The sequence below is a fragment of the Streptomyces sp. NPDC107522 genome, from assembly GCF_055657525.1.
Genome location: NZ_JBVKAU010000001.1, coordinates 164,372 through 179,563 on the forward strand (window position 1 = coordinate 164,372; position 15,192 = coordinate 179,563).

Sequence of the window (15,192 nt, forward strand, 5' to 3'; positions counted from 1 at the left end):
GAACCGTTCACTCTGGCAGGAGAGGGACCATGAGCAGCCGCAGCCGTACCGTGATCCGCGGTGGTCTCGTCATCACCGCGTCCGACGAGATCCACGCCGACGTGCTGATCGAGGACGGCCGCATCGCCGCCCTCGCCGCCTCCGGCACCCCGGCCGCCGAGGCCTGGACCGCCGAGCGGGTCGTCGACGCCACCGGGAAGTACGTGATCCCCGGTGGCGTCGACGTCCACACCCACATGGAGCTGCCGTTCGGTGGCACGCACGCCTCCGACACCTTCGAGACCGGCACCCGGGCCGCCGCCTGGGGCGGCACCACCACGATCGTCGACTTCGCCGTGCAGAGCGTGGGCCACTCGCTGCGCGAGGGCCTCGACGCCTGGCACGCCAAGGCCGAGGGCAACTGCGCCATCGACTACGGCTTCCACATGATCGTCTCCGATGTGAACCAGGAGACGCTCAAGGAGATGGACCTGCTGGTGGAGGAAGGTGTCACCTCCTTCAAGCAGTTCATGGCTTACCCGGGGGTCTTCTACTCCGACGACGGCCAGATCCTGCGCGCCATGCAGCGCTCCGCCGAGAACGGCGGCCTGATCATGATGCACGCCGAGAACGGCATCGCGATCGACGTACTGGTCGAGCAGGCGCTGGCCCGCGGCGAGACCGATCCCCGCTTCCACGGGGAGGTGCGCAAGGCGTTGCTGGAGGCCGAGGCCACCCACCGTGCCATCAGGCTCGCCCAGGTCGCGGGCGCCCCGCTGTATGTCGTGCACGTCTCGGCGATGGAGGCAGTCGCCGAGCTGGCCAGGGCGCGCGACGAGGGGCTGAACGTCTTCGGCGAGACCTGCCCGCAGTACCTGTTCCTGTCCACCGACAACCTCGCCGAGCCGGACTTCGAGGGCGCCAAGTACGTGTGCTCCACGCCGCTGCGGCCCAAGGAGCACCAGGCCCAGTTGTGGAAGGGCCTCAGGACCAACGACCTCCAGGTCGTCTCCACCGACCACTGCCCCTTCTGCTTCGTCGGCCAGAAGGAGCTGGGGCGAGGGGACTTCTCGAAGATCCCCAACGGGCTTCCCGGTGTCGAGAACCGGATGGACCTGCTCCACCAGGCCGTCGTCGACGGCCGCATCTCGCGCCGCCGCTGGATCGAGATCGCCTGCGCGACCCCGGCCCGGATGTTCGGCCTGTACCCGAAGAAGGGCACGATCGCGCCCGGCGCGGACGCCGACATCGTCGTCTACGACCCGCAGGCCGAGCAGGTCATGTCCGCCGTCACCCACCACATGAACGTCGACTACTCGGCGTACGAGGGCAAGCGCACCACCGGCCGGGTCGAGACGGTCCTCTCGCGCGGCGAACCCGTCATCACCGAGCGGGAGTACACCGGTCACGCCGGGCACGGCGTCTACACGCCCCGCTCCACCTGTCAGTACCTCAACTAGGAGCGGAGCCCATGGACTTCGGACTCGTCCTGCAGACCGACCCGCCGGCCTCGAAGGTCGTCAGCCTGATGAAGCGCGCCGAGCGCAACGGCTTCACCTACGGCTGGACCTTCGACTCGGCCGTGCTCTGGCAGGAACCGTTCGTGATCTACAGCCAGATCCTGGCCAACACCCAGAAGCTGAAGGTCGGCACGATGGTGACCAACCCGGGCACCCGCACCTGGGAGGTCACCGCCTCCACGTTCGCCACCCTCAACGACATGTTCGGCAACCGCACGGTCTGCGGCATCGGCCGCGGCGACTCCGCGATGCGCGTCGCCGGGCGCAAGCCCAACACCCTCGCCCGCATCAGCGACGCCATGAAGGTCATCCGGGCGCTGGGCCGGGGCGACGAGGCCGACCTCGGCGGCGGTACGGTCGTCAGGTTCCCGTGGATCAAGCCGGGCGCGGAACTCCCCGTATGGATGGCGGCGTACGGGCCCAAGGCCCTGAAGATGACCGGCGAGGAGGCCGACGGGTTCATCCTGCAGCTCGCCGACCTCTACCTGACCGAGTACATGGTCAAGGCGGTGAAGGACGCCGCGGTCGCCGCAGGCCGTGACCCGTCCGAGGTGAAGATCTGCGTCGCCGCACCCGCGTACGTCACCGAGGACGACTCGCCCGAGGCGCTCGCCCACGCGCGCGAGCAGTGCCGTTGGTTCGGCGGGATGGTCGGCAACCATGTCGCCGACCTGGTCACCAAGTACGGCGAGCACTCCGCGGCCGTACCCGACGAACTCACCGACTACATCAAGGCGCGTGAGGGGTACGACTATTCCCACCACGGCCGCGCCGACAACCCGGACACCCAGTTCGTGCCCGACGAGATCGTCGACCGGTTCTGCATCATCGGACCGGTCGAGAAGCACATCGAGAAGCTGCACGCGCTGCGTGAGCTGGGCGTCGACCAGTTCGCCGTCTACGACATGCACGACGCGCAGGAAACCGTCATCGACGCGTACGGCTCGGAGGTCATCCCCGCGGTCAACTCCTGACCGTCATCGTCGAGTTCGGACTCGCAGCACCACCGCTCCACCCGACCCCCCACACCTTGTCTCCCTCCCCGCGGTCCAGGCCTCCCCGCCACCCGCCCCGGGGAGGGTGGCGGGGCCGGGGAAGGGCGTGCCTGCCCTTCCCCGGCCCCGCCGGCCCCCGCACGGCCTATCCATCCCGTCCCGCTTGTCGATTGGCCTGCTCATGACCGAAACAGTCCCCACGGGGTCACCGATATCGCAGACCGCCCACGCCGACGGCCGCATAGAACTCGCCCCCGAGGCATTCCCCGCCCACAGCCCCTTCGCCAACGAGGACCTGCGGCCCGTCCCGGTCGCCGAGCGCAAGTGGACGACGTACAACTTCGCGGCGCTGTGGATCTCCATGGCCCACTGCATCCCCAGCTGGACCCTGGCCTCCGGCCTGGTCGCCCTCGGCATGGACTGGAAGCAGGCCGTCTTCACCATCGCCCTGGCCAACGTCATCGTGCTGCTGCCGATGCTGGCCACCGGGCACGCCGGACCCAAGTACGGCATCCCGTTCCCGGTGCTGGCGCGGGCCTCCTTCGGGCTGCGCGGCGCCAACATCCCGGCGCTGATCCGGGCGGCCGTGGCCTGCGGCTGGTTCGGCATCCAGACGTGGATCGGCGGCAGCGGCATCTTCGCGCTGGGCTCCAAGCTCACCGGAGGTCACTGGGAGAACGCCGGGAAGATCGCCGGGAACCCCTGGCCGCTGTGGCTCTGCTTCCTGCTCTTCTGGGCCGTGCAGATCGCCATCATCTACCGCGGCATGGACTTCCTGCGGCACTTCGAGAACTGGGCCGCACCCTTCGTGATCGTCGGCGCCCTCGTGCTGCTGATCTGGATCGCGGTCAAGGCGGACGGCTTCGGCGCACTGCTCGACCAGCCCTCGAAGCTGGGTTGGGGCGCCGACTTCTGGCCCGTCTTCTTCCCGTCCCTCATGGGAATGATCGGTTTCTGGGCGACTCTCTCGCTCAACATCCCCGACTTCACGCGCTTCGGCGCCAGCCAGAAGGCGCAGACCTGGGGCCAGTCCCTGGGCCTGCCCACAACGATGACCCTCTTCGCGATCCTCGCCGTGCTGGTCACCTCCGGCTCCGAGGTCGTCTACGGCGAGGCGATCTGGGACCCGGTCGCCCTCGCCGCCAAGACCGACAACGCCTTCGGTCTGCTCTTCGCGCTCGTCATCGTGCTGGTCGCCACGGTCTCCGTGAACATCGCGGCGAACGTGGTCTCCCCGGCGTACGACCTGGCGAACCTGGCCCCCAAGCTCATCAACTTCCGTACGGGCGCGCTGATCACAGGTGTCGTCGGCATCCTGATCTTCCCGTGGAAGCTGATCTCCACGCCGGAGTTCTACATCTTCACCTGGCTCGGCGTGGTCGGCGGCCTGCTCGGTACGGTCGCGGGCATCCTGATCGCCGACTACTGGATCGTGCGGCGTACGGTCCTGCACCTCGCGGACCTGTACACGCCCGGCGGCCGCTACTGGTACTCGTCCGGGTGGAACTGGCGGGCGATCGCCGCCTTCCTGGTCGGCGGCGTCCTCGCGGTCGGCGGCTCTTACTCGGGCGTCGGCGCGGACGGCGCGAAGACCGGACCGTTCCCGGTCGACGGGCTGATCCCGTTCCTCAAGCCGCTCGCCGACTACGGCTGGGCGGTGGGCCTGGGTGCCTCGCTGGTGCTGTACGTGCTGCTCATGGGCGGTCGGAAGGAACGCGTCGAGGCCTGATCCCCCGCGGAGGACGGTCAGAGGGTCAGCCTTTCTGGCCGTCCTCCAGCGCGGCGGCGGCCTCCTTCGCCGCCTTGATCGCGCCCTTGTTGATCTCGTCCGTGCTGGGCGCCTTCTTCGACTCGAAGTCGCTTCCGCTGTACGTGACGGAGATCAGCGCGTTGGACGCGCGGATCATCACCACGCCCTCGCGTGTCTGCTGCTTGTCCTCGGTGGTGAGGTTCACGACCGAGTAGCCCGCGTCGCCGACTCCGGGGACGTCGCCTCCGCCGCTCTTGGCCGCGATGCGCTCCTTGTAGGACGTCTCCGCGGCCTCGTCCGACGCCGTGATCTCGAAGGACACGTCCAGCCAGCGGTAGTCGTACCCCTTGAGCGCGTTCCACGAGCACGTCCGGCGCAGCTTCGAGTCGGTGGACGGGATCTCCTTGCCGGCCGTCTTCGCGCCGGGTACGAGGTCCTTTATCGTCTTCGAGCTCAGGCTGTCGCACGGTGAGGGAGCGGCGGCGTACGTCTTCGCCGCCGCCGCCGTCGCGGGAGCCGTGGGCGACTCGTTCTCGGTCTTCTGCGTCGCCGGCCGGTCGTCGGCGGCCGGCGACGCGGCGGGTCCGGACGACAGCGCCCAGCCCGCCGTGGCAAGCACGACGACGGGCGACAGACGCGCGGTGAGGGCGAGCGGCAAAGGCAGAGAACGCACGGCGCACTTTTCGTGGGGGACGGTGCGGAGGGAGTCCGCACTGCGGACGGGACGACAGTGTCACATGACTGCCTGTGAGGCGGAAGTGCCAACTCGCTCCGTGCTGACGCCACTACGGACGGGCCGCAATTGCGGGGCGACCTGGGCGAGTTACAGGGCCTCCAGGGTGATTTGGGAGGAGATAGCGCTTTCAATTCGGTCCACGGCGAGAAAGGCGCCGTATGCGACGAGGTGCACCAGACAGTGGTCGGTGTGCTCCGGCCTGCGCCACGCCGCCACGTCCTCGTCGGTGATGCGGTACGGCGCGAGGGCGGCCAGCAGCGCGAGCCGCGCCCCGGGACGCTCCCGGCGGTCCGGGAACCCCTCCAGGGCGAGCGGCGGATGTGCGCCGTCCCAGTCCTGCAGGGCCGCCTCCAGGATGTCGTGGTCGTCGGCGTCGAGGAGGGCCGCGCCGCTCATGGCCGTCCTGAGCAACGCCGCGTACGCGATGCCGACGGGTGTGCCGTCCGCCCATGCGGGGGCCTCACCGGGGTCGATGTCCTCGAGCAGGGCGAGTGACCGGCCGGGGCGGGCGGGGCGGCGTACGGTCCGGGCGAGCGAGCGGCCCGTGAGGCTGCGTACCGCCCGGAACCGCTGGGCGCCCGCCGGCAGCAGGTTCTCGGTCAGCAGGGCCGACGCGATCCGGTTGATGAAGTGGAAGGTGAGCGCGGTGCCGAGGTAGGCGGGGGCGTGCGCCCGCGGGAAGGGGTACGGCACCAGGGTGGCGCCGGGCACGCGCGTGTGCTGCCCCCAGGCGAGCACGCGCGCGTGGTCCTCGCTCTGCGGGGTCTCTCCGCGTGCCAGCCGCTCCGCCAGCGCATGGTCGCCGGTGGCGTGCAGCAGCACGGTGTGCGCGTCCACGCAGAACGGGCACTTGTTGGCGAGCGACACCCCGAGGGCCACCAGCTCCTTGCCGGTGCGGCTGCCTGTTCCGGCGATGAGCGACTCGCGCATCAACGCCCAGGCCGGGGCCAGAAGTTCGGGTGCGGAGGACAGCACCACGAAGGTGGAGGGTGCCGCGATGCCGAAGTCGAGGGCGATCTGCGCGTACACCTCGGCGACGGTGCCGACGGCCGACCTGGGCGGGAGGGGTTCGGTGTAGCGGAAGGGTGTGGTCATGGACAGCAGAGTGCGGCGACGGGGCGGCCCGGGTCGTCGTACCGCCGAAGGCAGTTGGGGCTGCGACGCCGGGGCGGGGCGGTGCCGGGCACTACTGCGTGGGGAGTAGTCGGGGAGCCGTCCACAGGGGTGACGTCCCTGTCGGTGGGGCGGTCTACTGTGCGGGCATGAGCGGGAGTCGGATCACACGCGAGCGGCTGGTCGACACGATCGTGGCGGTCGTGGTCGGCGCGATCGTCGTGCTCGTAGCCCTGGGGGACGGCCGTGACGGGCCCGTCGACCTCGCGCTGATCGTGATCGGGTCGCTGGCCCTGGCTGCGCACCGCACGGCTCCGCGTGTCGTGCTCGCTGTCACGACGGCCTCTCTGCTCGCCGAAGTGGTCTTCGCGGGACCCGCGACCATCATGGCCCTCCCCGTCGTGGGCGCGGTGCACACGGCGGGCAGGATCGGACACCGGGGCACGGCCGCGGCGGCGGCCGCCGTCTTCCTCGGTGGATACGTCGCGGCGGGCTCGGCGAGCCCCTCCGTGGGCCGCGAGGCGCTGCTCCTCGCCGGCTGGTTCCTGTGCGCGGTCGTGACGGGGCTGGCCGACAGCAACTGGCAGGCGTACCTGCGCCAGACCGAACAGCGCGCCCTGGAGGCCGAACGCACCCGTGAGGAGGCGGCGTTGCGCCGGGCGGGCGAGGAACGCCTGCGCATCGCCCGCGAGTTGCACGACTCCCTCACCCACAGCATCTCGATCGTCAAGCTCCAGGCGGGCGTCGCCGTGCACCTGGCCCGCAAGCGGGGCGAGGAGATACCGCCCGCCCTGCTCGCCATCCAGGAGGCGAGCGGCGAGGCGATGCGCGAGCTGCGCGCCACGCTGGAGGTGCTGCGCACGGACGAGCCGACCGGCACCCCCGCGCTGCTCGTGGAGCGGGCGCGGGCGGCCGGGCTCGCGGTCGAGCTGACGGTGACGGGGGAGGAGCGGCCGCTGACGGCGACGGTCGACCGGGCGACGTACCGGATCGTCCAGGAGGCCCTGACGAACGCGGCGCGGCACGCGGGGCCGGCGAAGGTGGTAGTTCAACTGTCCTATGGTGACGGTGAGTTGACAATATCGGTCGAGGACGACGGCACCGCCGACCCGTCGAGTCCGCCCACCCCCGGCATCGGTCTGACCGGCATGCGCGAACGCGTCACGGCCCTCGGCGGCACACTCGACGCCGCCCCGCGCGCGGAGGGCGGATTCGCGGTGCGGGCGCGGCTGCCGCTGGGGGAGGCGGGGTGACGGCGGGGTGAGCACGGCGGGTGCGGGTCATGCCGCGGTACGGGGACACGATGGGGCACGGGGGCGCGACGGGCAAGGGAACACGGCGGGGTGCGGGTCACGCCGCGGTACGGGGACACGACGGGCAAGGGGGCATGACGGGGCACGGGGACACGGCGGGGCACGGGGACACGGCGGGGCACGGGGACACGGCGGGGTACGGGGTCACGGGGTACGGGGTGGCGGAAGGGATGACGGACGGCGTGATCAAAGTGGCGCTCGTCGATGACCAGGCGCTGATGCGGGCGGGCTTCAGGGCCCTGCTGGAGGCCGAGGACGGCATCGAGGTGGTCGGTGAGGCGGCGGACGGTGAGCGGGGCCTGGAGCTGATTCGGGACCGGGTTCCCGACATCGCGCTGATCGACGTGCAGATGCCGGTGATGACGGGCATCGAGGCGACCCGGCACATCGCCGCGGACCCGGCGCTGGCAGCCGTCCGAGTGGTGATCCTGACGAACTACGGCCACGACGAGTACGTCTTCGAGGCCCTGCGCGCCGGGGCGAGCGGCTTCCTCCTGAAGGACACCGAGCCGGCCGACCTGCTCCAGGCGATCGACGTGGTGGCACGCGGGGAGGCACTGCTGTCCCCGTCGGTCACCCGCACCCTGATCGGCGAGTTCGTGTCCAGACCACCCGACCGGGCCACCCCACCCGGCCTGGAGTGCCTGACGCGCCGCGAACGCGAGGTGACGGCGCTGGCGGCGCGGGGCCTGACGAACGAGGAGATCGCCGAGCACATGGTGATCAGCCCGTTCACGGCGAAGACGCATATCAGCAGGGCGATGACGAAGTTGGGGGCGCGGGATCGGGCGCAGTTGGTCGTGTTCGCTTATGAGTCGGGGCTGGTGGCGGTGCGGGGTGGAGATCACCGGTTGGAGTGATCTGCCCTGCGAATCGTCCTGGGGGCGGGCCGGATTGCGGTAGGCCGAGCACGTGGCCGACCCCGAAACAGCCCTCAGGTATGCGATCCAGCACGTCAAGGGTGACGGGGTGCAGATGTCGTTGAGGGCGTCATCGAACACGTCGTGCCGTCCTGGGATCACGAAGGCGTCGCGTACCAGATCCGTGAACAACTGGGACCGGAACTGAGCAGAGTGGGATGCCGCGCCGGCTCCGGCGATCTGGACCTACCTCTACTCCCTCCCGGGCAGCTGGGCTACACCGAGGTCAAGGGCCCGTTGCCATTCGGAACTCCCGTGCCCCTTCCGGATCCGTTCGATCTGGAGCTCGACACCTCGGACTTCTGACTCCTCTCGCTCATCCCGTCACGCGGATTCCGCCGCTGCGTACGATCACAAGATCGGCCATCCGCAGTGAGGAGTCCGCCCGTGTTCACCACCCGACCCACTCTCCAGGGCACCTTCGGCATGGTGTCCTCCACCCACTGGCTGGCCTCGCAGTCGGCGATGGCGGTCCTGGAGGACGGCGGCAACGCCTACGACGCGGCCGTTGCGGGAGCCTTCGTGCTGCATGTCGTCGAGCCGCACCTCAACGGGCCCGCCGGCGAGGTGCCGATCCTGCTCGCGCCCGCGGGCGGCGAGGTGCGGGTGCTGTGCGGTCAGGGCGTGGCGCCGGCCGGGGCGACGGTCGCGCACTACAGGGGACTCGGCTTGGATCTCGTCCCCGGGACCGGGCCGCTCGCCGCCGCCGTCCCCGGCGCCTTCGACGCCTGGATGCTGCTCCTGCGGGACCACGGCACCAGGACGCTCGGCGACGTGCTCAAGTACGCCATCGGGTACGCCGAACACGGGCACGCGCCCGTGGAGCGCGTCGGCGAGACCGTCGAGACCGTGCGGGAGCTGTTCGAGACCGAGTGGACGTCGTCGGCCGAGGTGTACCTGCCTGGCGGGAGGGCGCCGCGGCCCGGGGAGCTGTTCCGCAACCCCGCCCTCGCCGCCACCTGGAAGCGGCTCCTCGCCGAGGTCGCCGGAGCCGGGGACCGGGTCGCGCAGATCGACGCGGCGCGGGACGTGTGGCGCACCGGGTTCATCGCCGAGGCGCTCGTACGGCAGGCGCAGCGGCCCACGATGGACACCAGCGGTGAGCGGCACTCCGGCACGCTCACGGCCGCCGACCTCGCCGGCTGGTCCGCGACCTACGAGGCGCCGGCGACGTACGACTGGAACGGCTGGACCGTGTGCAAGGCCGGACCCTGGAGCCAGGGCCCGGTCCTCCTCCAGCAGCTCGCGCTGCTCCCGCCCGAGCTGCCCCGGTACGGGTCCGCCGAGTACGTCCACCTGCTGATCGAGGGCTGCAAGCTGGCCATGGCAGACCGGGAGGCCTGGTACGGCGACGCGGCCGAGGTGCCGCTCGCCGAGCTGCTGTCGGACCGGTACAACGCGGCCCGGCGCGAGCTGGTCGGCGGCAAGGCCTCCCACGAGCTGCGGCCCGGCAGCCCGGGCGGACGCGCCCCGCGGCTGTGCACGCACGCGGGCCTGGTGGCCTCCGACGAGCCCGGCTTCGACGTGCTGGGCGTCGGAGAGCCGACCGTCGCCAAACGCCCGACGTCCCCGGTGCCGGGCGAGCCCGACGTCGCCGCCGACGGAGGCACCCGTGGCGACACCTGTCACCTCGACATCGTCGACCGCTGGGGCAACATGATCGCGGCCACCCCCAGCGGCGGCTGGCTGCAGTCCAACCCCGTCGTGCCCGAACTGGGCTTCCCGCTCGGCACCCGGCTGCAGATGACCTGGCTGGAGGAGGGCCTGCCGAACTCGCTGACGCCGGGCCGCCGCCCCCGCACCACCCTCACGCCCTCCATCGCCCTGCGCGACGGAGTGCCCGTCATGGCCTTCGGCACGCCCGGCGGGGACCAGCAGGACCAGTGGCAGCTGCACTTCTTCCTGGCCGTGGCGCTGCGCGCCCAGGTACGCGGTGGCCTCGACCTCCAGGGCGCGATCGACGCCCCGAACTGGCACAACGACAGCTTCCCCGGCTCCTTCTACCCGCGCGGGATGCGGCCGGGAAGCGTCACCGTGGAGTCCCGGATGGACGCCGACGTGGTCGAGGAGCTGCGGCGGCGTGGTCATGAGGTGACGGTCGGTGACGCCTGGTCGGAGGGACGGCTGTGCGCGGTGGCCAGGGATCCGGAGACCGGTGTCCTGTCGGCGGCGGCGAACCCGCGGGGGATGCAGGGGTACGCGGTCGGGCGCTGAGAGCGGTGTCGGGCGCTGAGAGTGTGAGGACACCCGGGACAGAGGCTGTGGGGAAAGGCCGGACGCGAAAGGCCGGACGCGCCTCTGACCTGCTGATACGCCGCCGATCCACACCCCTCGTGTTCACGCCGATGCCACCCGGGGTCCATCGGGCGGGCGGGGATTGTCAGTGCGGCGTGCTCTCATGGAGACGTGATCGGATACAACGAAACCATCGAAGAGTTTCTCGCACAGCACTCGACCGACGTGGAGGAAGCGGTCCGCAAGGCGGCCGCGGCCGAGATCATGCCGCGCTTCCGGCAGCTCGCCGCGCACGAGGTCGACCAGAAGAGCGGACCGCACGACCTGGTGACGGACGCCGACCGGCTCGCCGAGCAGTACCTCACCGAGGCACTCGGCGCGCTCCTGCCCGGCTCGGTCGTGGTCGGCGAGGAGGCGGTGCACGCCAACCCGGTGACGTACGACGCGATACGGGGCGACGCCCCCGTCTGGATCATCGACCCCGTCGACGGCACCCGCCAGTTCGTGCACGGAGACGACGGCTTCTGCACGCTGGTCGCCCTCGCCCAGCACGGCGTCCTGCTCGCCTCCTGGACGTACGCCGCCGCCCGCGACCAACTGGCCACGGCGATACGAGGCCAGGGCGCCTTCCTGGACGGCGAGCGGCTGCACTCCGGGTCCCCCGAGCCCGGCCGGGACCTCGAAGTCGCCACGTCCCACCCGGACTACACGACCGACGAGCAGAAGCGGGCACTGCTGGGACTGTGGACCGACGGTGTCGCGCCGCGCGCGTGCGGCTCGGCCGGGCTGGAGTATCTCGCCGTCGCGCGCGGTGAGTTGGACGCGACAGCGTTCAGCTGGGAGGCGGCCTGGGACCACGCGGCGGGCATCCTCCTGGTCGAGGAGGCGGGCGGCGCCCACCTGACCCGCACGGGGGAGCCGTTCCGCATCACGGGCGGCAACGCCCTGCCGTTCACGACGGCACGGGATGCGGGGACGGCTCGGCGGGTGGCGGGACTATTGGCGGCGGGTGCGTGAATGACCCACCTGGGGCGCACGTACCCAGGGGCGCGGGGGTGTATCGATATGCGGCTCCGCCGCGTGGGCGCGACAAGCCCCCACCCGCCCGCAGTCGCGATACAGCCGATGGGACCGAGCCAGTAGGGAATGCTGCGTTGCCCCCGGCAGGGACCGGCGTTGCCGTGGCCCGGCATATCCTGACCTTGAATGGCCGTCGGCTGACGAAGGAGTCCGAAGGTGCCGTCAATGCTCGATGCGGTCGTGGTGGGCGCGGGGCCGAACGGACTGACCGCTGCCGTGGAGCTGGCCCGCCGCGGCTTCTCCGTAGCCGTGTTCGAGGCGCGTGACACCGTCGGCGGCGGCGCCCGCACGGAGGAGCTCACCCTGCCGGGCTTCCGGCACGACCCGTGCTCCGCCGCGCACCCCCTCGGCATCAACTCGCCGGCGTTCCGTGCGATGCCCCTCGACCGCTACGGCCTGCAGTGGCTGCACGCCGACCTGCCCATGGCGCACCCCTTCACCGACGGCACCGCAGCCGTGCTGTCCCGGTCCGTCGCCGAGACCGCCGCCTCCTTCGGCCCGCGCGACGCGGGGACGTACCGCCGGCTGGTCGAGCCGTTCCTTGCGAAGTGGGACACCCTGGCCCGTGACTTCATGTCCCTGCCCCTCACCGCGCTCCCACGCGACCCGGTCACCCTCGCCCGCTTCGGCCTCGTCGGGCTGCCCCCGTCGACCTGGCTGATGCGTCTCTTCCGCGACGAACGGGCCAGGACGCTGTTCTCCGGCCTCGTCGCGCACGTCATGGCCCCGCTCGGCGGCCTCGCCACCGGCGCCATCGGCCTGGTCTTCGCGCTCTCCGCGCACGCACGCGGCTGGCCCGTGGCCCAAGGCGGCTCCCAGTCGATCTCCGACGCCCTCACCGCGTATCTCGAGGACCTCGGCGGCGCCGTCCACACCGACTACGAGGTCAAGCGGCTCGACGACCTACCGCCCGCCCGTGCTTACGTCTTCGACACCTCGCCCATCGCCCTGGCCCGCATCGCAGGCTTCGGCCGGTACTACGAGGGCTACCGTTACGGCCCCGCCGCCTTCAAGATCGACTACGCGCTGGACGGCCCGGTGCCGTGGACCGCTCCGGAAGCCCGGCGCGCCGGCACCGTGCAGATCGGGGCGGACAGCGCGGAGATCGGCACCGCACTGCGCGCCGCGTCCCGAGAGGGCCGGGCGCCCGACAAGCCGTTCATGATCACCGTGCAGCCCAGCGTCGTCGACCCCAGCCGGGCCCCCGAGGGCAAGCAGGTCTTCTGGGCGTACGGCCATGTGCCGAACGGCTGGACCGGCGACCTCACGGACGCCATCGAGCGCCAACTGGAGCGCTTCGCCCCGGGGTTCCGCGACCGTGTCCTCGCCCGCGCCACGGCCGGCCCGGCCGAACTCGCCGCCCGCAACGCCAACTACGTCGGCGGGGACATCGCCTCCGGCGCGGCCTCCGGACTCCAACTCCTGCTGCGTCCCAAGCTGTCGCTCTTCCCCTACCGCACCCCGCACCCGGCGGTCTTCATCTGCTCGTCAGCGACCCCGCCCGGGCCGGGCGTGCACGGCATGTCGGGGCACAACGCGGCCAAGGCGGTGTGGCGGCGGCTGCGGCAGGAACGGTGAGTCAGAGCCGTGAGTCAGAGCCGTGAGTCTGCTCAAACGACCCACGTTGCCGGTAGTTCGTGGCTTGCGGTAAGGAAAGGTCAGGGCGTCGGCCGCGCTCCTTGCCGTGTCCACTGCGACGGCCATGGGGGCGGCGATTCCGGTCGAAAGAACCGCCGCAGGTAGTGCCTCGATGCGTCGTCGAGCGTCTGCGGCGCCATCGTGGCTTGTCGCGCAGTTCCCCGCGCCCCTTAGGGGCGTCGTCGGCACCGCTCCTTCGAAGAAGCTCCGCACCGCCCTCGCTGCCGTCGGCGCCCTCGCCTACCTCGGCACTTACAGAACCGCCCAGGTACGCGCCATACGGAAGCCCTCGGGGGAGAACGTGCGGCGGGCCGTAGGAGCCGGGATCCTCGGGCTGATGCCCCTTCAGGCGGCGCTGATCGCGCGCGGTGGGGCCCCGGTCGTCGCCGTGGCGCTCGGTGTTGTTCATCCCCTCGCGCGACGGCTGGCCCGGCGCATATCTCCCACCTGAGACCCACCACCTCCGTGTGAGGAACCGGCACCATGAGACCTCCCCCCACCCCCCTCAAGTTCGGCTACGGCACCAACGGCTTCACGAACCACCGGCTGAGCGACGTCCTCGTCGTACTGGCCGATCTCGGCTATGACGGCGTCGCCTTCACCCTCGACCACAACCACCTCGACCCGTACGCCGACGACCTGCCCCGGCGTGTCGGCGCCCTCACCAGCGTCGCCGGCGACCCGGCCGAGGCGATGGCCGCCCGCATGGCGCTGTACGGCTATCTGCGCGCCCTCATCGAACGGCGGGCGCACGAACCCGCTGACGACCTGATCTCCCGGCTGGCGAGGGACCGCGTGGCGACCGGCGAAGCCACCCACGACGAGGCCACCGGCATGGTCTCGCTCCTGCTCATCGCGGGCCACGAGACCGCAGCGAACATGTTCCCGCTGGCCGTGGTGGCCCTGCTGGAGAACCGCGCCCAGCTCGACGCCCTGCGCGCCGACGAGTCCCTGTGGCCGGGAGCCGTGGAGGAACTCCTGCGCCATCTGACCGTCATCCACGCCGGGACACGACGGGTCGCCACGGAGGACGTGGAGCTGTCGGGGGTCCGCATCCGCGCCAGTCGCTGGCCCGCGCCGAGCTCCGCCTGGGCCTGTCCACCCTGTTCCGCAGGCTCCCGGGCCTGCGCATGACGGCCCCAGCGGAGTCGCTGGCCCTCTCCACGAGCACGGTCCACGGGGTGCGCTCGCTGCCGGTCGCCTGGCGGTGAACCCGCGGTGGCCGGCTGCGCGACACAGCTGAGGGAGCCGATGGAGCTGATATAGAGGCAGTCATGACCACCATCCGGCTCGTTCAGGGCGACATCACCCGAGAGAGCGCCGACGCGATCGTCAACGCCGCCAACTCCTCCCTCCTCGGCGGGGGAGGAGTCGACGGCGCGATCCACCGCCGCGGCGGCCCCGCGATCCTCGCCGACTGCCGCAAGCTGCGCGCCTCGCACTACGGCAAGGGCCTGCCGACCGGGAAGGCGGTCGCCACGACGGCGGGGGAACTGGACGCGCGGTGGGTGATCCACACGGTGGGGCCGCGTTTCAGCCAAGAGGAGGACCGGTTGGAGTTGCTGGCCTCCTGCTATCGGGAGTCGCTGCGGGTGGCGGACGAGCTCGGTGCGCGCACGGTCGCGTTTCCCGCCGTCTCCGCCGGTATCTACGGCTGGCCGATGGAGGACGCCGCCCGGATCGCGGTGGAGACGGTGCGGGCCACGGACACGGCGGTCGAAGAGGTCCGGTTCGTCCTCTTCGACGAGCGGGCGTACGAGGCGTTCGCCGCCCAACTCCGGTAATCGAGAGGTCACTCGACCGGCGCGCTTCCGGACAGGCGGACCTCCTCTGCGTCTAGGGCGGTCTGCAGACGGCGCAGGACGGTGTCGTCGATGCGCCGTTCGTCGCGGAGGTGGACGACGGTGGCGCGT

13 protein-coding genes are annotated in these 15,192 nt (G+C 71.2%); 11 read left to right on the top strand and 2 right to left on the bottom strand.

Annotated elements, in window-relative coordinates; translation table 11 throughout:
* Positions 1-29 precede the first annotated feature (29 nt).
* From hydA to ACZ7L6_RS00710, 3 genes are all read left to right on the top strand, one after another.
* The gene (hydA, locus tag ACZ7L6_RS00700) at positions 30-1,439 is read left to right on the top strand and encodes a dihydropyrimidinase (RefSeq protein ID WP_471919762.1); all 1,410 of its coding nucleotides are present in this window, start codon (positions 30-32) and stop codon (positions 1,437-1,439) included.
* A gap of 11 nt (positions 1,440-1,450) precedes the next feature.
* Entirely contained in the window at positions 1,451-2,473 is a 1,023-nt protein-coding gene (locus ACZ7L6_RS00705; RefSeq protein WP_471919763.1) for a TIGR03842 family LLM class F420-dependent oxidoreductase, read from the top strand.
* Between the two features lie 202 nt (positions 2,474-2,675).
* Positions 2,676-4,223, top strand: coding sequence for an NCS1 family nucleobase:cation symporter-1 (locus tag ACZ7L6_RS00710; RefSeq protein ID WP_471919764.1), 1,548 nt, complete (start codon positions 2,676-2,678; stop codon positions 4,221-4,223).
* A 25-nt stretch (positions 4,224-4,248) separates the two neighbouring features.
* Here the strand turns inward: ACZ7L6_RS00710 and ACZ7L6_RS00715 are convergent, their stop codons facing one another.
* Entirely contained in the window at positions 4,249-4,917 is a 669-nt protein-coding gene (locus ACZ7L6_RS00715; RefSeq protein WP_471919765.1) for a hypothetical protein, read from the bottom strand.
* A 150-nt stretch (positions 4,918-5,067) separates the two neighbouring features.
* The gene (locus tag ACZ7L6_RS00720; RefSeq protein WP_471919766.1) at positions 5,068-6,075 is read right to left on the bottom strand and encodes a carboxymuconolactone decarboxylase family protein; all 1,008 of its coding nucleotides are present in this window, start codon (positions 6,073-6,075) and stop codon (positions 5,068-5,070) included.
* 167 nt (positions 6,076-6,242) lie between these two features.
* On the opposite strand from ACZ7L6_RS00720, the gene ACZ7L6_RS00725 reads away from it, so the two are divergent.
* From ACZ7L6_RS00725 to ACZ7L6_RS00760, 8 genes are all read left to right on the top strand, one after another.
* Positions 6,243-7,346 (top strand): sensor histidine kinase, encoded by a 1,104-nt coding sequence (locus ACZ7L6_RS00725; protein ID WP_471919767.1) that lies wholly within the window; start codon positions 6,243-6,245, stop codon positions 7,344-7,346.
* 230 nt (positions 7,347-7,576) lie between these two features.
* On the top strand, positions 7,577-8,266 hold the full coding sequence (locus ACZ7L6_RS00730; protein WP_471920575.1) for a response regulator: 690 nt from the start codon (positions 7,577-7,579) through the stop codon (positions 8,264-8,266).
* A 447-nt stretch (positions 8,267-8,713) separates the two neighbouring features.
* Positions 8,714-10,540, top strand: coding sequence for a gamma-glutamyltransferase family protein (locus ACZ7L6_RS00735; protein WP_471919768.1), 1,827 nt, complete (start codon positions 8,714-8,716; stop codon positions 10,538-10,540).
* Positions 10,541-10,732: 192 nt separating this feature from the next.
* A complete protein-coding gene (locus tag ACZ7L6_RS00740) occupies positions 10,733-11,578 on the top strand; it encodes an inositol monophosphatase family protein (RefSeq protein ID WP_471919769.1) in 846 nt (281 codons plus the stop codon).
* Positions 11,579-11,806: 228 nt separating this feature from the next.
* The gene (locus ACZ7L6_RS00745; RefSeq protein WP_471919770.1) at positions 11,807-13,219 is read left to right on the top strand and encodes a phytoene desaturase family protein; all 1,413 of its coding nucleotides are present in this window, start codon (positions 11,807-11,809) and stop codon (positions 13,217-13,219) included.
* A gap of 172 nt (positions 13,220-13,391) precedes the next feature.
* Entirely contained in the window at positions 13,392-13,730 is a 339-nt protein-coding gene (locus ACZ7L6_RS00750; protein ID WP_471919771.1) for a UbiA prenyltransferase family protein, read from the top strand.
* Positions 13,731-13,762: 32 nt separating this feature from the next.
* On the top strand, positions 13,763-14,413 hold the full coding sequence (locus tag ACZ7L6_RS00755) for a cytochrome P450 family protein (protein WP_471919772.1): 651 nt from the start codon (positions 13,763-13,765) through the stop codon (positions 14,411-14,413).
* A gap of 140 nt (positions 14,414-14,553) precedes the next feature.
* On the top strand, positions 14,554-15,063 hold the full coding sequence (locus tag ACZ7L6_RS00760) for an O-acetyl-ADP-ribose deacetylase (RefSeq protein WP_471919773.1): 510 nt from the start codon (positions 14,554-14,556) through the stop codon (positions 15,061-15,063).
* The last annotated feature ends 129 nt before the right edge of the window (positions 15,064-15,192 follow it).